The sequence below is a fragment of the Eisenbergiella tayi genome, assembly GCF_001881565.1.
In the GTDB taxonomy this organism is placed as follows: Bacteria; Bacillota; Clostridia; order Lachnospirales; family Lachnospiraceae; genus Eisenbergiella; species Eisenbergiella tayi.
Genome location: NZ_MPDJ01000002.1, coordinates 124,203 through 148,472, shown reverse-complemented (window position 1 = coordinate 148,472; position 24,270 = coordinate 124,203). Strand labels below are relative to the sequence as shown.

The 24,270-nt window shown below is 46.0% G+C and carries 20 protein-coding genes; 15 read left to right on the top strand and 5 right to left on the bottom strand.

All coding sequences use genetic code 11. The features are described 5' to 3' along the window. Nucleotides 1–87 precede the first annotated feature (87 nt). The 4 genes from BLA28_RS09255 (at nt 88) to BLA28_RS09240 (ending at nt 5,269) form a co-directional block, all read left to right on the top strand. Nucleotides 88–1,680 (top strand): type 2 periplasmic-binding domain-containing protein, encoded by a 1,593-nt coding sequence (locus BLA28_RS09255; protein WP_169897225.1) that lies wholly within the window; start codon nt 88–90, stop codon nt 1,678–1,680. Nucleotides 1,681–1,745: 65 nt separating this feature from the next. Further along, entirely contained in the window at nt 1,746–2,666 is a 921-nt protein-coding gene (locus tag BLA28_RS09250) for an ABC transporter permease (RefSeq protein ID WP_069156902.1), read from the top strand. Between the two features lie 10 nt (nt 2,667–2,676). Continuing rightward, the gene (locus BLA28_RS09245; protein ID WP_009255453.1) at nt 2,677–3,546 is read left to right on the top strand and encodes a carbohydrate ABC transporter permease; all 870 of its coding nucleotides are present in this window, start codon (nt 2,677–2,679) and stop codon (nt 3,544–3,546) included. A gap of 31 nt (nt 3,547–3,577) precedes the next feature. Further along, entirely contained in the window at nt 3,578–5,269 is a 1,692-nt protein-coding gene (locus BLA28_RS09240; RefSeq protein WP_069156903.1) for a glycoside hydrolase family 2 protein, read from the top strand. A gap of 89 nt (nt 5,270–5,358) precedes the next feature. Here BLA28_RS09240 and BLA28_RS09235 read toward each other — a convergent pair whose 3' ends face one another. Continuing rightward, the gene (locus BLA28_RS09235) at nt 5,359–6,453 is read right to left on the bottom strand and encodes a helix-turn-helix domain-containing protein (protein WP_044968952.1); all 1,095 of its coding nucleotides are present in this window, start codon (nt 6,451–6,453) and stop codon (nt 5,359–5,361) included. 244 nt (nt 6,454–6,697) lie between these two features. Between BLA28_RS09235 and BLA28_RS09230 the strand changes: the two genes are divergently transcribed. The 3 genes from BLA28_RS09230 to BLA28_RS09215 all read left to right on the top strand — a co-directional run bounded on the left by BLA28_RS09230 (nt 6,698) and on the right by BLA28_RS09215 (nt 10,314). Beyond that, the gene (locus BLA28_RS09230; RefSeq protein WP_069156904.1) at nt 6,698–8,701 is read left to right on the top strand and encodes a right-handed parallel beta-helix repeat-containing protein; all 2,004 of its coding nucleotides are present in this window, start codon (nt 6,698–6,700) and stop codon (nt 8,699–8,701) included. Nucleotides 8,702–9,121: 420 nt separating this feature from the next. Next, the gene (locus tag BLA28_RS09220; protein ID WP_069156906.1) at nt 9,122–10,048 is read left to right on the top strand and encodes a Dyp-type peroxidase; all 927 of its coding nucleotides are present in this window, start codon (nt 9,122–9,124) and stop codon (nt 10,046–10,048) included. Between the two features lie 65 nt (nt 10,049–10,113). After that, nucleotides 10,114–10,314 carry a hypothetical protein gene (locus tag BLA28_RS09215; protein ID WP_133304852.1) on the top strand — a complete coding sequence of 67 codons (201 nt, stop codon included), beginning with the start codon at nt 10,114–10,116 and terminating at the stop codon, nt 10,312–10,314. Nucleotides 10,315–10,326: 12 nt separating this feature from the next. Here BLA28_RS09215 and BLA28_RS09210 read toward each other — a convergent pair whose 3' ends face one another. Beyond that, nucleotides 10,327–10,833 carry a hypothetical protein gene (locus BLA28_RS09210; protein ID WP_069156907.1) on the bottom strand — a complete coding sequence of 169 codons (507 nt, stop codon included), beginning with the start codon at nt 10,831–10,833 and terminating at the stop codon, nt 10,327–10,329. A 233-nt stretch (nt 10,834–11,066) separates the two neighbouring features. Here BLA28_RS09210 and BLA28_RS09205 point away from each other — a divergent pair, with 233 nt between their 5' ends. Further along, the gene (locus BLA28_RS09205) at nt 11,067–11,936 is read left to right on the top strand and encodes an AraC family transcriptional regulator (protein WP_069152760.1); all 870 of its coding nucleotides are present in this window, start codon (nt 11,067–11,069) and stop codon (nt 11,934–11,936) included. A gap of 110 nt (nt 11,937–12,046) precedes the next feature. Here the strand turns inward: BLA28_RS09205 and dapA are convergent, their stop codons facing one another. From dapA to BLA28_RS09190, 3 genes are all read right to left on the bottom strand, one after another. Continuing rightward, on the bottom strand, nt 12,047–13,009 hold the full coding sequence (gene dapA, locus BLA28_RS09200; protein WP_069156908.1) for a 4-hydroxy-tetrahydrodipicolinate synthase: 963 nt from the start codon (nt 13,007–13,009) through the stop codon (nt 12,047–12,049). A gap of 41 nt (nt 13,010–13,050) precedes the next feature. After that, nucleotides 13,051–13,317: a hypothetical protein gene (locus BLA28_RS09195; RefSeq protein ID WP_044968574.1), complete on the bottom strand. Its 267-nt coding sequence runs from the start codon at nt 13,315–13,317 to the stop codon at nt 13,051–13,053. Between the two features lie 318 nt (nt 13,318–13,635). Beyond that, on the bottom strand, nt 13,636–14,151 hold the full coding sequence (locus BLA28_RS09190; protein WP_169897224.1) for a GNAT family N-acetyltransferase: 516 nt from the start codon (nt 14,149–14,151) through the stop codon (nt 13,636–13,638). 350 nt (nt 14,152–14,501) lie between these two features. Here BLA28_RS09190 and BLA28_RS09185 point away from each other — a divergent pair, with 350 nt between their 5' ends. The 7 genes from BLA28_RS09185 to BLA28_RS09155 all read left to right on the top strand — a co-directional run bounded on the left by BLA28_RS09185 (nt 14,502) and on the right by BLA28_RS09155 (nt 24,247). Next, nucleotides 14,502–15,455: an ABC transporter permease gene (locus BLA28_RS09185; protein ID WP_081329930.1), complete on the top strand. Its 954-nt coding sequence runs from the start codon at nt 14,502–14,504 to the stop codon at nt 15,453–15,455. A gap of 18 nt (nt 15,456–15,473) precedes the next feature. After that, complete coding sequence (locus BLA28_RS09180; protein WP_044968582.1) at nt 15,474–16,343, top strand: carbohydrate ABC transporter permease; 870 nt, start codon at nt 15,474–15,476, stop codon at nt 16,341–16,343. A gap of 111 nt (nt 16,344–16,454) precedes the next feature. Then, on the top strand, nt 16,455–18,104 hold the full coding sequence (locus BLA28_RS09175) for a type 2 periplasmic-binding domain-containing protein (protein ID WP_069156910.1): 1,650 nt from the start codon (nt 16,455–16,457) through the stop codon (nt 18,102–18,104). Between the two features lie 117 nt (nt 18,105–18,221). Next, nucleotides 18,222–19,910, top strand: coding sequence for a sensor histidine kinase (locus BLA28_RS09170; RefSeq protein ID WP_069152769.1), 1,689 nt, complete (start codon nt 18,222–18,224; stop codon nt 19,908–19,910). Further along, nucleotides 19,891–20,646, top strand: coding sequence for a response regulator transcription factor (locus BLA28_RS09165; protein WP_071699073.1), 756 nt, complete (start codon nt 19,891–19,893; stop codon nt 20,644–20,646). The genes BLA28_RS09170 and BLA28_RS09165 overlap by 20 nt, the downstream gene beginning before the upstream one ends. A 257-nt stretch (nt 20,647–20,903) precedes the next feature. Next, nucleotides 20,904–22,406, top strand: a complete 1,503-nt coding sequence (locus tag BLA28_RS09160; RefSeq protein ID WP_069156913.1) for an alpha-N-arabinofuranosidase — start codon at nt 20,904–20,906, stop codon at nt 22,404–22,406. Nucleotides 22,407–22,525: 119 nt separating this feature from the next. After that, complete coding sequence (locus BLA28_RS09155; RefSeq protein ID WP_069156914.1) at nt 22,526–24,247, top strand: extracellular solute-binding protein; 1,722 nt, start codon at nt 22,526–22,528, stop codon at nt 24,245–24,247. Nucleotides 24,248–24,270: the final 23 nt, after the last annotated feature.

Below are 24,270 nucleotides of genomic sequence, written 5' to 3'. Positions count from 1 at the left end.
GTACATCGAAACGAAAGCGCGCCGGTTCGGGTATTTATGCAGTGTTATATTGAATTGATGTCAGCTGAAGCGGAAAAGGAGTATGAAATGAGAAAGAAATTGGCAAACAGAATATGTTCTGTAACATTGGCAGCAGCAATGATGCTGTCGTCCATACTGACAGGCTGCGGAGGGGATGCACAGTCCTCTTCCAATAATAAAGAAACGAATGCCGGAAGCAGTGAGCAGGCGGAGGAAGGGGAAAAGCCGGTACTCAGCGTGTGGGCATACTGGACAAACGGCGACCTTTACAGTGATCAGGGGGATTGGGAATACTGGCAGGCGATTGAGGAGGCCTGCAATGTGGACCTGCAGTTCCTCGACAGCACGGGAGGAAAGGATGCATTATCCCTGCTCGCCGGTACGGATGATCTTCCCGATATTATTATTGAATACGACACCACATTTCCGGGAGGCGTTCAGAAAATGCTTCTGGACGGTTCCATCATTCCCTTAAATGATCTGATGGACGCTGGAAAGCTTCCTAATTTTAAGGCTTATCTGGAATCGGATCCGGAAGTGGATAAGCTCTGTAAAAATAATGAAGGCTTATATGCATGGACACCCATGATCCGGAAGCCGGATTCCCCGCTGGTATTCAACGGCAATATGATCCGTCAGGACTGGCTGGATGAATTGGGGCTGGGTATGCCGGAAACCGTACAGGAGATGGAGGATGTACTGGTTGCGTTTAAGGAGAAAAAGGGCTGTGACGCGGCATTTTCCTTTATATACGGCAATTACAATATTATGGTAAACAGCTTCGGAATCCGTGAGGGTATGTATGTGGACGGGGATAATAAGGTTCACTTCGGCGCCGTGGAAGAGAAATATCTGGATTTCCTCACATTGTTCAACCGCTGGATGAATATGGGAATTCTGGATCCTGACGCCTTTACGCAGGACGCAGACGCATTTTTTGCAAAAATAGCAGGTGAAAGGACCGGCCTGGTGTGGGGATATACCGGAGGAACACTGGGGAAAATCCAGACAATGCAGGAAGAAAACAAGAATATGAATTATCAGCCGGCTCCCAATCCGGTTATGAACAAAGGGGATCAGTTCATCGTTGACCAGAGCAGCTACCGTATCAACAACATCGGCGGCGTGATTTCCGCTACCTGTACCAATCCGGAAGCGGCAGCCAGGGTGCTTGATTATACCTATGGTGAAGAGGGAAATATGCTGGCTAATTACGGCAAAGAAGGCGTCACCTACGAGATGGTTGACGGGAAGCCTGTGTTCACGGATTTTGTCCTGCATAATCCGGATGGGCTTTCCATTGAGAAGGCGCTCTCCGTTTATGCCGGCTGCAATAATAAGCCGTTCCTGGTGGAAAAGGATTATATGCTGGGCGGTTATGCCTATGATGTCCAGAAAAAGTCTCTGGATGTATGGGCCACTCCCGATGCACCCATAAAGGATATGCCGCCTCAGACCATGACGAATGAAGAGGTCCAGGAATACAATTCCATCATGACGGATATCCAGACCTACCTGGATGAATTTAAACTGAAGTTTATCCTTGGTACGGAGTCTCTGGAAAATTTCCCTCAGTTTGTGGAAAACATCAAAAATATGAATATTGACAGAGCGATCGAAATCAGACAGGCGGAATATAACAGGTATCTGGCAAGATAACATGTATAACCGCAGGCCCGCAGGAGGTGCCTTACGGAATGCGGGCCTGAATAAAAGGAGCATTTATGAAGAAAGTTAGTTTTTCTGCCAGGCTCTGGCAGAATATGAAAAAGCATAAAGGGCTTTATCTCATGATCCTGCCGGTGGTGGCCTTTTATCTAGTGTTTTGCTATTATCCCATGTACGGCGCACAGATCGCATTCCGTGATTATACGCCGAAGCTGGGGGTTTTTCACAGTCCGTGGGCGGGGTTAAAGCATTTCGGCGAATTTTTTAAGAGTGTATATTTTGAGAGGCTGATCCGCAACACCTTCAGCATTAACCTGAAAAATCTTGTTTTCGGATTTCCGGCGCCTATTCTGTTCGCCCTGCTGCTGAACGAGGTGCGAAGCCAGAAATATAAAAAGTTTGTCCAGACGGTAAGCTACATGCCCCATTTTATTTCAACAGTGGTGGTTGCCGGAATGGTACTTCAGTTTACGGCTACCGACGGATTCCTGACACAGATTATGACGCTGTTCGGCTATCCGAAGCAGAATCTGATGATGAACCCTTCCCTGTTTCAGCCAATCTACGTGATTTCCGATATCTGGCAGGGAATCGGATGGGGTTCCATCATTTACATAGCCGCTATCGCAGGGATTAATGCGGAGCTGTATGAAGCTGCGAGAATGGATGGGGCAGGACGTTTCAAACAGATGCTCCACGTCACCCTGCCGGGGATTCTGCCCACCATAATCACCATGTTTATCCTGCGGGTGGGGAATATGATGAACCTGGGATTTGAAAAAATAATTCTGCTGTATAATTCCTCTATTTATGAAACCGCGGACGTTATTTCCACATATGTTTACCGGAAGGGCCTGGTGGATCAAAGCTACAGCTTTTCCACGGCGGTGGGCCTGTTTAATTCCGTGATCAACCTGACCCTGCTCTTTTGTGCAAATAAAATATGCAAAAGACTGACAGAACACAGCTTATGGTAGGAGAAGCAATATGAAAAAGAAAAATAGCAATGGTTGGGGCTTCCGTCTGATAAACGGAATCATATTGGCGATGATTTCGCTGATGACCCTGTATCCTTTTTTATACGTTATCTTTGCATCCTTCAGCGATCCGGTAAAGCTGATGGGAAACTCCAGCCTTTTGCTGAAGCCCCTGGGATTTTCCCTGAATGCATATAAAAAAGTATTTGTCAATCCCTCTATTTACAGCGGTTACCTGAATACCATTTTTTATGTGGCCGCGGGAACCCTGGTCAATATTCTGGCTACCTGCATGGCGGCCTATGTATTATCCAGAAAACAGTTCATGCTCCGGCGTTTTCTCACGATTATGTTTATTTTCACCATGTATTTCAACGGCGGGCTCATTCCCAGCTACCTGCTGATTAAGGATCTGGGGCTCATTAACAGCCGGCTTTCCCTGATTCTTCCGGGGGCGGTAAGCACCTTCAACCTCATGATTATGATTACCGGCTTTGAAGGGATTCCCCAGTCCCTGGAGGAATCGGCGCGGATAGACGGGGCAGGTGACTGGACCATATTGTTCCGTATTATCATGCCTTTAGCCAAGCCTACCATTATGGTTATTTTGCTCTATTATGCGGTGGGACACTGGAATTCCTGGTTCAATGCCATGATTTATTTGCGGGATGCGGATAAGATGCCCATACAGATATTCCTGCGCGATATCCTGACAAGAAGCCAGCTTGGGGCCATGACGGGGCAGACGGACGTGGAGGATGTGGGACAGACGATAAAATATGCCACGATCATTGTCTCTACCGTGCCCATACTCTGTATCTACCCTTTTATTCAGAAACATTTTGTGAAAGGCGTCATGATTGGAGCGGTCAAAGAATAGGCAGCCGGGAAAAAATAGGAGGTTATACAGCATGGTAAGGACATTTGCCACACATAAAATAAGGAAAACACAAGAGATTTCTTCCTGCCTCTGGGATTTTTGCACGTTGCCGGAGCAGGGAAAAGAAGAGGCCGTTAAAGGAAAGGCGGCGGTACCCGGCGGCTGGGAAAGCTGTCCGGATACGAGAACCTATCGGGGCCGGGCATGCTATGAACGGGATATCAGCTGTTCCGGAAATGTGCGCATAGAATTCAAAGGGGTGAGCCATACGGCGCAGGTTTATCTGGACGGCAGGGAGATTGCTTCCCATTACAATGCCTATACACCTTTTTCTGCGGTGGTAAAGGGATTGGGCGGAGGAAAGCATCATCTGAAGGTTATAGCAGATAATTCCTTCGGGCCGCAGTCTGCCCTGCACGTTCCCAATGATTACCAGTCCTACGGTGGGATCACCCGTCCGGTGGTGCTGGAGGAACTGAATGATAGTTATATAACCGGAATCCATTTTACCCCTGTCCGGAAGGACGGGAAATGGTATTCTTCGGTGCAGGGAGAGCTTCAGAATATTTCGGATCATTTTTTCAGAGGAAAGGTAATCCTGTACCTTGGAGAGCAGGAAATCCACTCGGCTGTTGTGGAGGCCGGGCCGGACAGCAAAGCAGCCTTTACCGCCGAAAACCTGCCCTGCGGACAGGCGGAGGAATGGTCGCCGGAAAATCCTGTTCTGTACCATCTGACGGCAGTGCTGCAGGATGGCATGGGAAATGACATGGACGACTGGATCGACAGAGTGGGATTTCGGGAAATACGTATGGAAGGAAAGGATATCCTTTTGAACGGACGTAAAATAAGAATCAAAGGCTTCTGCCGGCATGAAGATCATCCGCAGTTTGGCTGCGCCATTCCGTTCCAGGCAATGCAGCAGGACTTAATGCTGATGAAGGATATGGGCGCCAATTCGGTGAGAACCTCCCATTATCCCAACGATGAATTGTTTCTGGATCTCTGCGATGAGACAGGTTTCCTTGTATGGGAAGAGAATCATGCAAGGGGATTGTCGGAAAAGGATATGCGCAATCCCAATTTTGAAAAACAATGCGAGGATTGCATCCGGGAAATGATAGAAACCCATTACAATCATCCTTCCATCTATATATGGGGGATTCTGAATGAGTGTGCCAGCCATACGGAGTATGGAAAAGACTGTTATCAGAAACAATACGATCTCATCAGGAAGCTCGATCCGAGCCGCCCGCGTTCTTCCGCCAGCTGTCAGTTTAAAACGGATATCTGTTTCGGAATGCCTGAGGTGGTTTCCTATAATATTTACCCGCTGTGGTATCATGATACACCGGCGGATGTTTATCTGAAGGAGCTGTATGATTGGGTTCAGGAGAAAACCGAAGGGACAGGGAAACCCTTTCTGGTTACCGAGATCGGCGCAGGGGCCATTTATGGTTACCGTACGCCGGCAGAGGTGAAGTGGTCGGAGGAATATCAGGCTTCAGCGATTCAGAAACAGCTGACTGCGGTATTCGGACAGGAGGGCTGCAGCGGCGTCTATGTCTGGCAGTTCTGTGACGGAAGAGTATGTGACAGCTGGTTCGGGACGCGCCCGAGGACCATGAATAATAAAGGGATTGTGGATGAGTACAGGCGGCCTAAGCTGTCTTATGAGACGGTAAAGCGGATCTTCAGGGGACTTGATACCTATGTGAATTGAAATGCACTATAGATACAAACCAGTGAGAAGAAAAGCCCGGGAATATTGGAACCTGATCCGGCAGAATATACTTATTATCTGCGATATATTTACGCATCCGGTTCCAATTCCCGGTACTCCGTGGGTGTCATCCCGAAACGTTCAATAAACAGCCTGTTAAAATGGCTCCTGTTGGTATATCCCAGCTCTTCACAGATTTCTCCCACCCGTTTGTCCGTATTTTTCAAAAGATCCGCAGCCTCCTTCAGCAGAAAGGATCTGCTGTAATCGGACAAAGTCCGGCCGGTGTGCTTCTTGACCACCCGGTTGATGTAGTCGCTGTTATAATTCAATTCCGCTTCCAGTTCGCCCCGGCTGATCCTGCCCTTTCTGTTCTGCAGCAGCTGGGACACCTGGTAGAAAAGCCTTTCTTCCTTGGAGATCCTTGTCTGGTGGGTCTGGATCAGGTAATTCTCCTCGTCTCCCAGCATGGCAATGAAACGGCAGAAATATCCCCTCACCATATAATTCCTTCCGGAACGGCTTTCGCTCAGTTCCAGCACGATGGCATTAATCAGCCTGTAAAAATCATCGGGATCAAAGAGGGTCTTTCTTCTGAAATCGATATACTCCTTTGCACTGTAAAAGGAAAGCTTCTGGTTTTCCGCAAACAGATGATGGAAAAAGGTATGGCTGGTACAGCTTTGCCCTTCCTCATCATACAGCAGATCCTGTTCCAGTACGGATTTGATATATTCCTCCTGGAACATGAAAAGAATGATTTCAAACTCGCTGTCATGCAGCTCCTTATGACGTATATTTTTATTGCACAGGCAGCATTCCCCGGCATGATAGGCCACCGTTTCATTTTCGATCTGTAAATGAAGCTCGCCCTCCAGCACGATGGTCAGTTCATAAAAATCATGGGAGTGCAGGGAACGCTTCCCTTCCAAATCCAGCCTGCTTACGGAAGAAAAAAAATAATTTTTATTGCTTTCCGTAAATTCCAGGGAGTTCAGTTCACCGTGCTTTCTGTCAGTTGCTTCATATATGATCATATACGGCATTCCGATCTCTACAAACTCCGAAGTATAGCTGCCTAAATTATGAAAGGTGAGAAAGGTTTTGGGAATCCCCAGTTTTTTCAGAAATCCTTCCTGTGACAGTTTCCCACTGGTATCGATGAACTGTCTGACTTTTTTCATACGGTTCCTCCTGACTTCAAAAAGTCTGATTTGGATACAATAAAACTCCGTTTCCCTCTGGATACGACATTTTCAGGTGCTTATTATGATTATATAATGACTCTATAGGATAAGCAAGAAGAGACTGCCTGTTTCCCGTCAGGGAAAATATTGTCGGTCATGAGCAGACTATAACGGAAATGACAGTTCAGATGTGATGGGGCTGTTATTTCCGAAAAAACACACAATAGGAAGGAGAGCATGTATGATTTTTTATGTGAACGCCGCCGCTGCCAGAGAGGGCAACGGCAGTAAGGAAATGCCTTTTAAACACATCAATGAAGCGGCAAAGGTTGCCGGACCGGGGGATGAGGTCCTGGTTGCTCCAGGTATTTACCGGGAGTATGTGGATCCTGTGAACGGAGGAACGGAAGACGCCAGAATCACCTATCGCAGCGAACAGCCTCTGGGTGCAGTCATTACCGGTGCGGAACCCGTAGATACCTGGGAACCTTACCAGGGGAATGTCTGGGTATGCCGCATTGATAACGGCGTATTCGGCAATTATAATCCTTATACTACTTTTGTGGGAGGGGACTGGTATTTTGCACCTGTAGTCAGACACACAGGCGCCGTATACTTAAATGACCGTCAGCTTTACGAAACCGAGACGCTGGAGGAATGTATCAAGGGTGAAGTATATCTCCCTTCCTGGGATCATGATTTTTCTGTTTATAAATGGTATACCGAACAGGCAGGCGACACCACAGTGATCTATGCCAATTTCCAGGGACATAATCCCAATGAGGAAAAAGTGGATATCAATGTGCGCCGCAACTGCTTTATGCCCTCAAAAACAGGAGTGGATTATATTACCTTCAGTGGCTTTGACGTTAACAAAGCTGCCACAACCTGGGCGCCTCCCGCCGCTTATCAGGACGGAATGGTCGGCCCTCACTGGTCAAAAGGCTGGATCATTGAGGACTGTGAGATCAGCAACAGTAAATGCTGCGGTATTTCCCTGGGAAAATATTATGACCCGGAAAATGATCATTATTTTACCAACAAGCATGTGAAAAGCCCTACCCAGATGGAGAGGGATGCGGTGTGCCGCGGACAGTATCATGGATGGCTGAAGGAAAAAGTAGGCAGCCATATCGTAAGACGCTGCCATATCCATCATTGCGAACAGGCTGGTATTGTAGGACGTATGGGATGTGTATTCAGTATCATTGAGGATAACCACATTCACAATATCAACAATATGCAGCAGCTGGGCGGCGCCGAGATTTCCGGCATTAAGTTCCATGCAGCTATCGACGTAACATTCCGCCGCAATCATATCCATCATTCTACCATGGGTATCTGGTGTGACTGGCAGGCGCAGGGCACGAGAATCACACAGAACCTGCTGCATGACAACCATGCGCCGGAAGGCTCCACAAAGGCAGAAGGCGCTATGATGTGCCAGGATATTTTCGTAGAAGTGGGTCATGGTCCGACACTGATTGACAACAATGTGATGCTTTCCAAAGCCGGCCTGCGGATTGCCACCGAAGGCGTGGCCTGTGTACATAACCTGATTCTGGGTGCTTTTACGGCTGTAGGCGGCGGCACGGATAATACGGTAAACGGCCTTAACCAGCCTCGTTACACACCTTATCATATCCGCCATCGTACCGAAGTGGCAGGATTTATGTCCATCCTGCATGGGGATGATCGTTTCTACAACAATATCTTCGTTCAGAACTGGCCTGTTAAGGAAGCGGAAGCGAAAGAGGATATGGGATTCAAAATGGAGGATAACCAGGAGGTTGGTACCAGAGTATTTGATGAGTATCCTACCTATGAGGAGTGGATCAGCTGGTTTGAAATGGATAAGCCTGCCAATATGGGCGAACTGGCCCAGTATCATTTCTCACATTTACCTGTTTGGGTGAACGGAAATGCTTACTTCAATGGCGCGAAACCCTGCAAAAATGAGAAGTCAAATCTGGTTGATGAGACAAATAAGGTAACCGTGGAGCTGGTGGAGAAGGACGGGCATTATTACCTGAAAACAAATGTGTATGATCTGCTTGGTGATTTTAAGGACGGCATTATTACCAGTGATATCTTGGGCTACGCATTTGAGCCGGAGCAGAGGTTTGAAAATCCTGACGGAACGGCGATTACCTTCAACGAGGACTATCTGGGTGAGCATCGCGGACTTTCTGCGGTTCCCGGACCTTTTGTTTCCGCTGAAGCGGCTGGAAAACAGCTTTGGTAGTTTGGTTCCGGTATACTATTCCCTCCTGTTTTCCTCAGTGCAGAAGATGGATACAAAACAGCGGGGAAAAATCGAAATAGAAATTGAGACATGAATCATAAAAGGAAAACATGGAGGGGATTACGTTCCCGTTATATGTTTTCCTTTTTATATGTGGGCACATTTATATGTGTTCACATTTATATGTGTTCACAGGGGGAAGATAAAAAACCTGACACAAATCGGGTGCAGATATGTATTGTTTTTTCATTATTTCTGTGTTATGATAACTGCACATCAGCTATAGCTATTCTTTTTTATTCCTGGAACAGTCTGTTCCGTTTAATTCCGTTTTGTTTTTGCTAATATATTGTATATTCTACATTTTTTATGTATAATTAAGGAGGAAATCTGTCTGTTTCGGCAGACAGCAGTAAGTTTATGGGAAAAATTGATATTTCTTTGTCTTCCTATTTGTCCCATCCGCCAGTATTTGCCGACCTGTTTAATGCCTGGCTGTACGGCGGCAGGCAGGTGATTGACTATCATGGCCTGCGGCAGGAGGATCCGGTACAGAACAGGCCTGAGTATTCTGCCGCGTATAAGCATGTGCGGGATGTTGTAAAGATGTATTATCAGGATGGAATGGAGCTGGTTCTGCTTGGGATTGAAAACCAGGAAAAGATTGATTATACGGCTCCGGTGCGGATCATGCAGTATGACGGGGCTGATTATCAGAAAAAGGTGCGCAGGGTGGAAGAGGAGAATCGGAAACGGCTGGGTCTTAAAACCGGTTTTCCGGCTTTCTTCCCTGATGACCGGATAACGCCTGTTATTACTTTGCTATTGTATTTTGGAGAAGAAGAGTGGAAAAGGCCCAAGCGGCTGCATGATCTTCTGAGGTTCCCCGAGGAAAGTGACAGACTCAGAAGCTTTGTGCCCGATTATCCGATCCATGTACTCTCCGTCAGGAGGGACATGGATATCAGCCTGCTTCACACAGAACTGCGGCAGGTATTCGGATTTCTTCAATGCCAGGAGGACAGAAAGGCTTTGAAAAAATATGTAAAAGAAAACGAGCATGTTTTTTCCCGTCTTTCCAAGGATGCAGCTCTTTTCCTGGCAGCTGCCGCCAAAGGAACGCAGATTTTGTCAGCACTGAATGTAAAGGAGGAAAGCTGTAATATGTGTAAAGCATTGGATGATCTTTATAATGATGGGGTGAATCAGGGAGAAGAATATTTTGCTGCGCTATCACAAAAACTTCTTGCCGACTTTCGTACAGACGATCTTCAGAAAGCGATCCAAAATAAGGAATATCGGAAGAAGTTGTACCGGGAATACCGGATTGAGAGATGTTCCGGATAAACCGGAAAGCCGCCAAAGGAACGCAGATTTTGTCAGCGCTGAATGTAAAGGGGGAAAGCTGTAATATGTGTAAAGCATTGGATGATCTTTATAATGATGGGGTGAATCAGGGTAAAAGCCAGGGATTGGAACTGGGAGAAGAATATTTTGCCGCGCTGTCGCAAAAGCTTCTTGCCGATTTCCGTATAGACGATCTTCAGAAAGCGATCAAAAATAAGGAATATCGGAAGAAGCTATACCAGGAATACCGGATTGAAAGATGCTGAACAGGCGGCGTATTATTCAATGGATGGTATGGGGTTAAAATCCACATCTACAATCTTTGTATCAATTCTCTTACCATCCAGATAAACCCGGAAATCCATCTCCTTATCCGAATGGGAAGTAATGCAGTAAACATCATTTCCCGTCTGTCCTGTTGAATCCAGATCCAGTTTAAGATGACGGCTGAACACCGGACCAGAGGTTCCCAGACCGACTGCGGAGGCTGAACCGGCGCCAGGTACATATACCGCATATGTGCTGATGGTCTTAAAATCGAGATTGCTTTCTCCGGAATATTGGAGAACATAGGCCGTATTATAATTGTCTCCCACATCCTGGAACAAGTCTGAAAACTGCTCAACCCCCATCGCCTTTACATATTCATCTGTATTCAGGGTTAGGATACCGGAAGCCGAAGCAGATCCGCTGCCTGGAAAAAAGAGAAGTAAAACAGCCGATATTACCAGTATAACGGCAAGCACGGATACGATATAAAATACTTTTGAATGTTGTTTTTTCATTAGGTCCCTCCGGTGAATATTTATTGTGTTTCCGCTTTTACAGGACAGGCTCATAGGGCTGGCTTACAGAGTAAGTATCCAACGGGAAACATTGTATTTAATGAGATGCAGCGGCAGGACATGCCGCAGATTCATTATAGCATACAGCAAATAATGTTTACAGGAAATACAGCAAGAAATGTGAAAAATCCCCGGAGACTCCGATGTATAGTAGTCATAGGGAGGGACAGATAATGAAAACAAATCTGGATACGATTCGGGAAATGATGGATTATATCGAGAAGCATTTGGAAGAACGGCTGGATCTTGACAGTCTTTGCCGTGAGGCGGGCTATTCCCGATACCATTTAAGCCGGATGTTCTCAGTGATTTCCGGTTTTTCCGTTCATACCTACATTCAGAGGCGGAGATTGACGGAAGCCGCACGGCTGCTGGTATTTACGGACAAGCCGGTTATGGAGATTGCCCTGTTTGCCGGATATGAAACACAGCAGTCCTTTACGATCGGTTTTAAAGCAATGTATAAATGCAGTCCAAGGGCCTTCCGGCGTAAAAAGGAATTCTTCCCCTTACAGCTGAAAATGACTGTGGACGGATCCGGAAAACTGAGAGGAGACAGGATGATGGATATCCAAATGGTGGAAGGCGGAAGGATGTTGCTTGCCGGTTACCGGAAAAATACCCGCTTTGGTTTCAATGTAATCGGGCAGTGCTGGAAAAAAATGCATGCCGGGAAGGGAAGCATTCCTAATCGGATAAATAGGGAATTCCTCGTTGGACTGAATGATTATGCACGATGGGATACGGACTCGGAAAAACAGCCGGTCTTTGACTATTATGCGGCATCGGAGGTGGAACGGATAGGCGCTCTGCCGAAAGGTATGGAAGGCAGGGAGCTGCCCGCTACAAAATATATAGTCTTTTGCTTCCGGGGAATAAAGGAAGACAGTGTGCAGCCGGTTGCGGATTATATTTACAGGGAATGGTTTCCGCAGTCGACCTGCAGGCTGAATGAAAATGCGAGGTATGATTTTGTGCGGTATGGAGAGGAAACGGATGAGAATGGCAGGAGCAGGATTGAGTACTGGGTTCCGGTTTTATAAGATACATCTGCGCATGTACCAGCTTTCCCGCAGCCTTCAGAAAGCTGGTACCGCTCCATGACCTGTTTCATGCATTTGTGTTTCCTTTTCCCGGTATGGGAAAACGAATGCTATATATTATATCTTAAAATATTACCCGTGTTTTTTGCATTATGTACGGTGATCGAACCTGCTTTTACTCCGCTGTTTATAAGGCCATAGCTTTTCAGAATTGCATAAAGCTTTTCCGCATTAGCAGGATCCATATCACACAAGGGAAGGCGGCAGCCGCCCACAGGATAACCCATGGCCCGCATAGCCTGTTTGACAGGTATGGGATTTATGTCCATAAAAAGCCCTTCTATCAATTCCAGATATTTCAGCTGCAGATTATCGCTTTTTTCCTGATCGCCGTTAAAATAAGAGTAACAAATATTATGTGTTTCTTCCGGAAGAATATTGGAGAGAACAGAAATAACCCCCTTGGCGCCGAGGGCTAATGCAGAGGTAATCTGATCATCATTTCCCGAATAGATGGTTAAATCCTCTTTGCACAGAGCCGCCGTCTTGGCTATCTGGGAAAAATTTCCGCTGGCCTCCTTACAGGCCACAATATTGTCGATTTCACTTAGTCTCTTATAGGTGGCAGGAAAAATATTTACTCCGGTTCTGGAAGGAACATTGTACAGGATAATTGGGAGTGAAGTGGCTTGTGCACAGGTTTTAAAATGTAAATAAAGCCCCTGTTGGGATGCTTTGTTATAATAGGGGGTCACATGCAGGAGTGCATCGACCCCTGCTTTTTCACATTCCCCGGACAGCCATGCGGCATGGGCCGTATTGTTGCTTCCGGCCCCGGCGATTACGGGAATCCGTCCATTCACCTGCCTGACCGCTTTTTCTACAAGAGTTATATGTTCCTCATCAGAAAGAGTGGAAACTTCCCCTGTCGTTCCTGCGATAACTACCGCATCCGCTTTCTTCTGTATTTGGAATTCCAGTAGATCCTGAAGGACCTGGTAATTAATTTTGCCGTCTTCTGTCATGGGAGTGATAAGCGCTGTTGCAGCACCTTTAAATATAAGTTTCTTCATTTTTTCTCCTTGATATAAATTTCAATTTCCGTATTTCAGCATCATCTGTGAATACCGCCGACTGGCGATAGTATCTTATTGGTTTGATGTATACAGCAGACCATCCAATTTACTTCTTCGGGAGTATCGTTTATTTCTTCGATATTTATCATATATTGTTCACCCCCGATGCGGGCAATGGAGCAGTTATCCGTTTCCGGAAGACTGAAGCTTAAGTCATGTTCCTTACAGAAATGTTTAATAAGTTCCAGGGCTTCTTCCCTATTCTTCAGCTGTTTTTTGCTGAATAGAAAATAGACATCTTTCATTTAAATTACTCCTTTGATTTTCATTAGCCTGTGCGGTGTGTTGGTTGACACTTGTATGAATCTGAAATTTATGGTTTACATTATAACCATTTCCGAATAAGAAGCAGGTTAAAATTTGATGCGGAACGTTAAAATATCGTTAAGGGGGAGGGGAACAGAGAATGTATGGAGGTATTGTTTTGAAAGGAAGAATTCAGGACGGATGAAACAGCAGAAAACCAGTTGGTTCTCTTAACAGAGTTCAACTGGTTTTCACCAAAAAATGAATTGCTTCTTCAATTATTGCGAACACATACTCTGAGAAAAATCGATTCCGGTTTATTCCATGCTGTATTCTTCCCGGAGAACCGCGTAATAAAGGTCATTAAAGAACTCCCCGTCCTGATAAATAGCCTTAATAAAAGTCCCCTCTCTGCGCATCCCCAGCTTTTCCATAACCCGCCAGGAACCCACATTTACTTCCAGGGCGCTGGCGCAGATACGGTTGATATCCAGGGTACGGAAGGCAAAGTCGCAAAGCTGTTTCGCAGCGTAAGTGGAGATTCCCTGCCCCCAATATTGTTTCCCAATCCAGTATCCCAGCTCCACAGATTTCTGGCCCCGCCACGGCAGATAGAAGTAGACGATGCCGATAGGGCGTCCATCAGCGAGTATGGTACGTGTGACACGGGATTTGTTTTCTTCCTCCAGGAAGCTTCTGATATCCGCGAGTGCGTCCTCCTTCGTATAAGGATATTTGGGATCGCCGGTATAGCGGACAACCTCCCGGTCGTTTCGCTGTAAGGCCAGATCTTCTGCATGGGATTCCTCGGGTAAGACGAGTTGGATTTCCATATTCATATCTCCTGTCTGATGTGGATTGGATGTACATAAGATCAATGAAAAAGCCGGTAATGTGTAAAAAAAACGGATAATTTCTTACATTATAGAAGCCCGTATTTTATTTGTCAATTTGTTTGAATTAACTGCTGAAAAAATCCTGCTGAAAAAATTAACCTGCATTTTGATGATATATAAAAAAACGTAAAGCAGAATAAAATATACCGCTCATCAGCCCGATTCTTCTTTGAACTATGACTAAAAATAGTTAAAAATGGGGACATAACCTTAAAATCGAGGTGTTTTTTATGGATATTCAATCTTTTATAATAAATCTATAAATACGAAAACGAGGTGAACGAGATTTGAAGCTGATAAACAAAGCGGGAAAATCACAAGGGAAAACGGGAGCTGCCGGAATAAGCTGGAAACGGGAATTCCATCGTAACCTGCCGCTCTATATGCTTGTGCTGCCGGCCGCTATACTTGCCATAATTTTTTGTTATATTCCCATGGCAGGGCTTATCATGGCATTTCAGAATTATAAGCCCTGGCTGGGAATCTTTGGTTCGGAATTCGCAGGACTGGATAATTTCCGGCAGATTTTTGAATTCAGGGAATCGTATCAGGCGATTATAAATACGCTCATTATTGCTGTGAGTAAGATTGTATTGGGGCTGATTGTACCGGTAATTATGGCTTTGCTGTTAAATGAGGTAAAACAGCTGGGATTAAAAAAAAGCATCCAGACTCTGGTTTATCTGCCCCATTTCCTTTCCTGGGTTACTGTTGCCGGAATGCTGAGGGACATTCTGGGACTGGATGGTATCATAAATGTTTTTCTGCAGAAAATCGGTATGGAACCGGTTTTTTTCCTGGGAGAGGCGGGAATGTTCCGCCAGATTGCCGTTCTGTCGGATCTCTGGAAAGGGTTTGGCTTCGGAATGATTGTATATCTGGCTGCGATTTCCAATATTGACCAGAATCTGTATGAAGCCGCGGAAATGGACGGCGCAAATAAGTGGCAGCAGACACTTCATATCACGCTGCCGGGTATTATGCCAATGGTGATTGTCATGGCGACGCTCAGTCTTGGAAATGTCCTGAATGCGGGCTTTGATCAGATATTTAATCTGTATTCTCCTCTTACATACAGTACGGGCGATATTATCGACACTTACGTATACAGGCAGTCGCTTGTGAACGGACAGTACAGCTTTGGAACGGCAGTGGGGCTGTTCAAATCCGGGATAGGGCTGCTTCTTACTGTTGCCGCATACAAAATAGCCTACAGGTTTGCCGGCTACCGGATTTTTTAGAAGGGGAGGGGAAGGAATATGCGTCGGACATCCGTCAGCAGAAAGATATTTGTGCTCGTAAATACAATTTTTTTGGTAGCTGTGGCCTTGCTGTGCTTATTGCCTCTTGTGAACCTGTTTGCATTGTCACTAAGCGGAAAAAGTGCGGCCAACAGCGGAATTGTTACCTTCTGGCCGGTTGACTTTACCTTGCTTGCTTATGAGAAAACATTCCAGAATAACAATTTTATCCGCTCCATCCTGATTTCTTTTCTCAGGACAGGCATCGGTACGGTGCTCAGCATGTGTGTAATCACTACGGCCGGATATGCACTTTCCAAGGATTTTAAAGGAAGAACACCTCTCATGTGGTTTTTTGTTTTTACCATGCTGTTCAGCGGAGGATTGATTCCTTCCTATCTGGTCAATTCCACTCTTGGGCTGAAAAATAATTTTCTTATCTATGTGCTTCCGGGCGCGTTCAGCTGTTATAATCTGATACTGATTATGAATTTCTTCCGTTCTATTCCCAAGTCATTGGAGGAAGCGGCATTAATTGACGGAGCGGGCTTCTTCACCGTATTGAGGAAGATTTATCTTCCCCTGTCCAAGGCCGGACTCGCCACTGTTGCTCTTTTTATTATGGTGGGGAACTGGAATGAATGGTTTACAGGTATTCTTTATATGTCGGATACCAAAAATTATCCTCTCGCTTCCTTCCTGCAGGTTATTGTTGTACAGGGAAACCAACAGGATTTGGCACTGGATCCCACTTCGGCGGCAGCCATGTCGGAACGTACCATAAAGGCGGCACAGGTATTTATAGGGGCACTTCCCATATTGATGGTGTATCCGTTCCTTCAGAAATATTTTGTGAAGGGTATTGTTATGGGGGCAGTTAAGGAATAAGTGCGCCCGGGAATTATAGAAAATGATTTGCCAGGAAAGCTTATGCCAACAGTCAGGTTTGTCTGAATAGTTACGGCATATGATTATAATTTCAGAAGGAGGAAGGTATTGATGAAGAAAGCGGTAAAAGCGATTTCACTGGTCCTGACAGTGGCGGCAGTCCTTGCGGGATGCGGAAAGGACAGCGGAGGAACGGAGGCAGTCAGCACAAAAAATGCGGAGGGCAGGTACGATCCGGTCCTGACGATCCGCATAGCTAAACAGCTGGACGAGAACACAGGCAGGTATGGGGAGGGCGAGGACATTAATAAAAATCCCATGGTAGATCTTGCGGTGGAAAAGCTGGGAATTAAGATGGAAACTATTTTGCTTGGAGGAGATGCGGGTAATTATGATACAAAGCTCCGTCTGGCGCTTACCGGTTCGGAGGAGCTTCCTGATGTTTTTCCGGTATACGGGACTCAGATGATAGCCGATATGATTGAATCAGGGAAAGTGAAAGCAATTGATGAGGATATAGAGAAGTACATGCCGGACAGGCTGAAGGAAATATATGATAAATATCCCCAGACCTTCTACCCGGTCATCAAGGATGGAAAAACCTATGGCATTGCATGTACCCCCTTTCTGACTGAGGGCCAGGTCATGATAATCAGACAGGACTGGCTGGATAAGCTGGGCCTGAATGCACCTTCCACACTGGATGAATTTGAAGAGGTTATCAGGGCGTTTACGGAACAGGATCCGGATGGAAACGGGAAAAAGGATACTTATGGTTTTACTTATGCAGGCGACAGTATCTACAATACCGGATGGGTTGCGGATCCCGTTATCCTTTTTTCGGCGAATGCAGGAAAACATTATCCGGGAAGCTGGCAGGAGGATGAGAATGGTCAGCTGGTATACGGCTCCATCCATGAAGGAAATAAAAAGACCCTGGAACGGATGGCACAGTGGCATGCAAATGGATGGATTTTTCAGGAGGCCGCCGCAACCGGTGCATGGGATGCAATGATGCAGTTTACCGAAGGAAAAGCAGGGATTTTTATCGGAAGGCCATGGGCGATCGGTTCGGTCAGAGATGTGGAAACGGTTTGTCCGGAAGCGGTGATTAAAGCCTATCCCAATATCCTGCAGGACAGCGGGGAGCCTGCTTACCAGGGAGCCCAGATCAACGACGGATGGCTGATGTTCAATAAGGATTTCAACAATATGGAGGCCTTCTTTACCTATTATGACTGGATTTATGACGCGGCATTCGGGACAGGAGACTTCAAATACGGTTATCTGGAAGGATATGATTATGATATTGTCGGGGATACCGTTGTTTATGATTCCAAATTATTTGATCCTCCGGTAACCGATCCGTTTATGCCGGGAAAATCAACTGTTCTCAAAAATACGCCTTCTATTGATACCATGCAGCCCTATATGGATGTCAGTACGGGAATAACCCCGGAAACCAGTGCTCAGATCAAGGCTGCGGCCGACTTTAAAGCCTCGCCGGATATGGCAGGGGGATATGTGGTGGCCGGAGAACATAAAGACGAGCTGCTCCCGAACCTTTTTAACGGAGAACCTACGGCAACCATGAAGAAAAAATGGGAACAGCTGCAAACTATGGAAAAACAGATCTATACCAACATTATTTATGGGAAGGAGCCCATCGATGCATTTGACAAATTTGTGGAAGAGTGGAAAAGCCAGGGCGGCGACCAGATAACCCAGGAAGTGAATGAATGGTATCAGTCAGTTAAATAAAGGCATGCATCCGGGACTGTCAGCATCTGGCAGTCCCGGTATCATATAGTAAAAAGGTACGAATCCTGCTATAATTTTTTGAGAAAAACAGACGGCGGAGCCGGTATTGGGGTGGGCATGAAAAAAATAAAATCAATTTTTATTATTTTTGGTTTTTTTCTCATTATGATAATTGCGAGCTTTTTAATTTTATACCGGTACAGCGCCATCAGTCTCAGGGAATCACTTATGCGCGTGGCGCAGATTCAGATGGAATATGCCAGGGCCCTTCTGGAACAGAAGATCAATGAAATAGAGATAGAAGCGGACGGAATCCTGAACAGTAATGATTTGAAAGAACTGCAGCTTATGGTCATGGAGGAATATGATCCCTATGAATATGTCATGGGTGTAAAAAATATCAAAGAGTATCTGAACAGACGCCAGAGAAGCAATGTGGGCATGTCAGAATTCATATTGTACTGGCCGGAACAGAATTACCTCATTTCCACACTGAATAAATCGGACGTAAGGCGGAAAATGCTGGAAAGAGCGGAAAATAACCAGTGGATCTACTGGGAAAAGGAGGTGTATTACGTAAGACGGTATTCGGCGGACTGGATAAGAGCAGATGAAGAACCCTTTCTCTTTATTAAGATGGAACGGGACTACCTGTATAAAATCAAAAATATGGCTTCAGGTATGGGAACCGGAGGGACTCTTCTTGTGCTCCCTGACAGACAAAGCCTCTTTTCTGCCGATGGTATGGAACAGGATCTGCTGGCAGGGCTGGTGAAAAAACAGGATAAGGAAGCCTTCGAACTGGCTGTTGACAACGAAAAATACCAGATTATCAAATCAGGAGCCGTACAAAACGGGCTTGAACTCGTCGCCTATTATCCCCTGAAGGAAATGAGAAAGCCTATTATGGATATGATGGGGATAACCACAAGGCTGCTGGGAGTGATTCTTGCAGTCGGTTTCATTTTTATGGTATTATACTACAAAAATATCCTTCTCCAGCTTAAAATAATTACGGAAAAGCTCAGGCAGGTGGAAGACGGTGACTTCACCTCCCAGATTGAGGTGCTGCCGGATAATGAGTTCTCCTATGTCTTCCAGCAGTTCAATCAGATGGTATCCCGAATCGGCGATTTGGTATTGTCCACGATAAAAGAACAGCAGCTCAGAAACCAGGCGGAGCTGCGTCAGCTGCAGCTTCAGATCCATCCCCATTTTCTTTATAACAGCCTGTCCTATATCGTGACAGTGGCGGATAAACCGGAGGCTGTAACGGAAATGGCCGTTCATCTGGCGGACTATTACAGGTATTGTACCAAAAAGAAGGCAATAACAAGCATCGGGGAAGAGGTATCCTATGCAAAAGCCTATCTGTCCATTATGGCTATGCGCAAAAGCCTGACGTACAATATAAATGTTTCCGAGTCCCTGTATGACACACCGATAATTCCTCTGATTCTGCAGCCTGTCATTGAAAATGCCATCGAACATGCCATTGAAGAAAGAGAAAATGCCAAGTATTTATTTGTTAAAATCTATAAATTGCCGGACGGTTCCGTGCGGTTTGAGATTTCAGATGACGGGGATGGAATGTCTGAAAAGGAGATTGAGCTGCTGCTGGAAAACCTGCATAAAAAGAACCGGGATGAGGAAGAAAGCGTAGGGTTGTGGAATGTAAACCAAAGGCTGATTAATTATTATGATAGTTCTGCGGGACTGCGTTTCGGCAGGAGTATTTGGGGAGGCTTACTGGTTTCCTTTACTATTTTACCGAAGAGGACGGAAAATGAAGCTGTTGATTGCTGATGATGAATTATATATGGCCGAATATATACAAAAACTGGTGGATTGGAGGGATTATGGATTTGATCAGGTTTTCGTCACAAACGGAGGCTCCATGGCCAGGGATATCCTTCAGGAATTCGTGCCGGAGCTTCTGATAACCGATATTAAAATGCCTCGGATATCAGGACTTGATTTGTCCGCATTCATTGATGAGAAAAAATACCCGACAAAAGTAATTATTATATCCGGCTACAGTGATTTCGGGTATGCCAGGCAGGCGCTGCATTATGGGGTGTCGGAATATCTGGTAAAACCTGTCCTTAAGGGCGACCTGGTGGAAACGCTGGAACGTATCCTGCAGAAGAATTTTGTGTTGGAGGAGAAAAAAGAGGAGGACAAAATCTGCTTGGCCGGCGATAAAAGCGCACTGATTTCCTACGTGAAAAATTACATATATGAAAATTTTGATCAGAATCTTTCTCTGGATGTATTGGGAGAAGTCGTGCATCTCCATCCGGCTTATCTGTCCAAGATTTTCAAGGAAGTAACAAATATGAATTTATCTGCTTATATTACGGATATCAGGATGCAGAAAGCGGCTGAACTTCTGGAGCAGACCGAATTAAAAGTCCATGAGGTTATGGAACTCATTGGATATCGGAAAAGCCAGTATTTTTCCAGGTTGTTTAAAGAAAGATTCGGAGTGACGCCTGTTGAATACCGCAGGACGGTGAAGAAGGATTTATCAAATGTATGATTGCGCCAATGGATCAAAAAAAGGCATCTCCTCACTCAGAGATGCTTTTTTTGATCCATTGGCGCAATTATACTTATTTGGATAATTAAATGTACTATTGCGATATCAGAAGGCAGAAGACATCGGAGCTTTCGGAGCAGATTTCCATAAAAAATATAATCAAAACGTAATTATTTGAAATTGATAACCATCCCCATATCCTCTTATCATATGATTGCACAATAAAATACCGTTTACCAAAGTGAGGAGGAAAGAATATGGCAAAGCTTGTCATCAATGCATGGGACAGAAAGAGCAAAATCAGCAGGGAACTGTACGGACAGTTTTCCGAGCATCTGGGCAGAGGAATTTATGAAGGAATCTATGTGGGAGAGGCCTCTGATATCAGGAACATAAAGGGCATGCGGTGTGATGTGGTGGAAGCCCTGCGGCGGATACAGCTGCCGGTACTGCGGTGGCCGGGAGGCTGCTTTGCGGACTACTATCATTGGAAGGACGGCATCGGCCCCGGGGAAAAGCGTAAAAAAATCGTCAATGCAAACTGGGGTGATGTGGTGGAGGACAATTCCTTCGGGACGCATGAGTTCATGGAGCTGTGTGAGCAGATAGGCTGCGAACCCTATATATGCGGAAATGTAGGTTCAGGTACCGTGGAGGAAATGAGTGACTGGATTGAATACCTGACCTTTGACGGAAGCTCACCCATGTCAGAGCTGAGGGCTGAAAACGGGCATCCCGAAGCATGGCGTGTAAAATATTGGGGTGTGGGAAATGAGAACTGGGGGTGTGGAGGCAATATGACACCGGAGCAGTATGGACAGGAATTCCGCCGTTACCGTACCTTCTGCAGGAATTATGGGGATAACCGGCTGTATTGTATAGCCGGAGGAGCGGATGTTGCCGACTATCAATGGACGGAAGGCGTGATGAAGACCGCAGCTTATACAGGAAATCGGCGTCTTATGGACGGTATTTCTCTTCACTATTATACACAGCCTAATACCTGGGAGCATAAAAAAAGAGCAACGGAGTTTGAACTGTCGGATTATTACCGGGGGTTTGTACGTGCCCTGCGTATGAATGAGCTGATCGAAAAGCATTGTGAAATCATGAGCAGATATGATCCCGCTCATGAAGTAGGGCTGGTGGTGGATGAATGGGGAGCCTGGTATGAAGTGGAGGAGGGAACCCATCCGGCTTTTCTCTATCAGCAGGGAACGGTCAGGGATGCCCTGCTGGCAGCGGTGCAGCTGGATATTTTTAATAAGCACTCGGATCGTGTGAAAATGGCTAATTTGGCGCAGATGGTCAATGTAATTCATTCGATTATCCTTACGGAAGGCCGGCATATGATACTTACGCCCACCTACTTTGTTTTTGAACTGTATAAAGGCCATCAGGATGCCTCTCTGCTTGGAAGCTGGCTGGAGACAGAAGAAATCGGGGATGAGGAGAGCCGTATCCCTTCCTTATCCCACACAGCGTCCATAAAGGACGGAGAGTTACATCTGACTGTCAGCAATCTGTCTCCTTTCCGGTCGGAAGAGATAGACTGTTATATTCTGGGCTATACCCCGGAGATTATGGAAGGAAGAATCCTTCAGGGAGATATGGCCGCTCATAATACCTTTGACAATCCGGAAAATATAAAGCTGAATGAATTGCAGGAAATCAAAAGAAAGGACGGCGGGATAAGCTTTATCCTTCCGGCATGTTCCGTGGCTGAAATTATCCTTAAAGAAAACAGCCCAAAGAAATAAAATCATAAAAAATAAAAAGAAATCGAAAAAACCTAATCTTGTTGGAAGTACTTTGAGCCATTAGTATAAAGATACAGGAGCTGCCCGGGAGCTCAACAGAAAAAGTAGGAGGATATGCAATGAAAAAGAAAATAGCGGCGATACTGCTCACCTTATCCATGGCGGTTTCCATGGTGGGATGCGGGCAGGATGCACAGACCGGCGGTACTCAGCCGGAAGGAACACAGAACGAGAGTAATTCCGACAGTGCCGGTGCAGAAAATATGCCTTCCGACGGAATTCCGGTTCCGGCAGGCTGGGATGATCCTTATGAGGAAACGCTGACGGTCACCATTGGAGGCCTGGGGAATCCGCAGGATATGAACCTTCCGGAGGGTGATACTCTGGAAGATAATGAATTCACCCGCCTTTATAAGGAACGCTGGAATATGGATGTGAAGGTTGAATGGATGGCAGTGGATGAGGCGGCGCTTTCCCAGAAGGTCAGCCTGGCTATCACCTCAGGCCAGATGCCCGATATCATGATGGTACCCAATCAGGTCCTTCTTTCACAGCTTGTGGAATCGGATCTGGTAGCCGATTTGGACTCCGCTTACGAGATCGGTATGAGCCCTTACAATAAGGCTGTGCTGGATACCTATGGGGACCGGAAATTCGATACCTGTACGTTTGACGGAAAGCTGAAGGCTATTTCCAACTATGTACCTGGGTATTCCTATGCCTTTACCTGGATCAGGAAGGACTGGCTTGATAAGCTGGGACTGAAGGAGCCCGGTTCGCTGGAAGAGCTTCAGGCGGTAGCAAAGGCTTTTGTGGAGGAGGATCCGGACGGAAACGGACAGAATGATACCATCGGCCTTCTTTGTGACCAGAGGGTGGGAGGCATCTATAATTCCAATCATACCATGGATCCTATTTTCGGTTATTACGGCTCCTATCCCCGTCAGTGGCTCAAAGATGAAAGCGGCAATGTGACATATGGTACTATCGCGCCGGAAACAAAGGAAGCGCTTGCCACACTCCGCCAGATGTATTCGGATAAGCTGATTGATGAGGAATTTGCGGTGAGGAACCCTAATGACATCAACTCTCCTCTGGCAGCAGGAAAATGCGGTATTATTTTCGGACCCTGGTGGGCGCCGTATACCCTGCAGGATAGTGTAAATAATGATCCGGATGCCGACTGGCAGCCCTATTTATGTCCTTTGGATAAAGACGGGAAATTTAAAACATATCAGCAGGAAATCCATACATACTGGGCGGTGGTAAGAAAGGATTTCCCTCATCCGGAAGCCATTATGAAGCTTCAGAGCCAGCTGAGCGAGTGGCTGCAGCCGGTGAAGGATTTGCCGGAGGGTTATGCTTATCCCTACAGGGGGACTCCTGCAGACGGGAAGACAATCATCCCTCTTAATCTGCAGTTCTCCGAGCAGGATTATATGCCCAAAGAATATGCGGCGCTGAATGAAGCGGAAGAAACAAAGGATCCCAGCATTCTCAGTGATGTCATGGTGCCGGTTTATGAGGCAAGGCTTAAGTATAAAGAGGATCCGGAAGCAAACAGGGATCAGTGGTCAGGCTATATGGCCCGTACAGGCGGATATGAGGTGGCAAGCATGGATAATGTCAAGGTGGCGGACAACTGTGTTTTCTTTGCCATGACAGATTCTATGACGGCCAGATGGACCTCTTTGGAAAAGCTGGAAAATGAAGCGCTGCTTGCAATCATAACCGGAGAAAAGGATTTGGATTATTTTGACGAATTTGTATCCCAGTGGAAATCACTGGGCGGAGATCAGATTATGCAGGAAGCGACTGAAATAGTAAAGAATCAGGGCTGATAATGAAGAGCTGACGGCAGCCG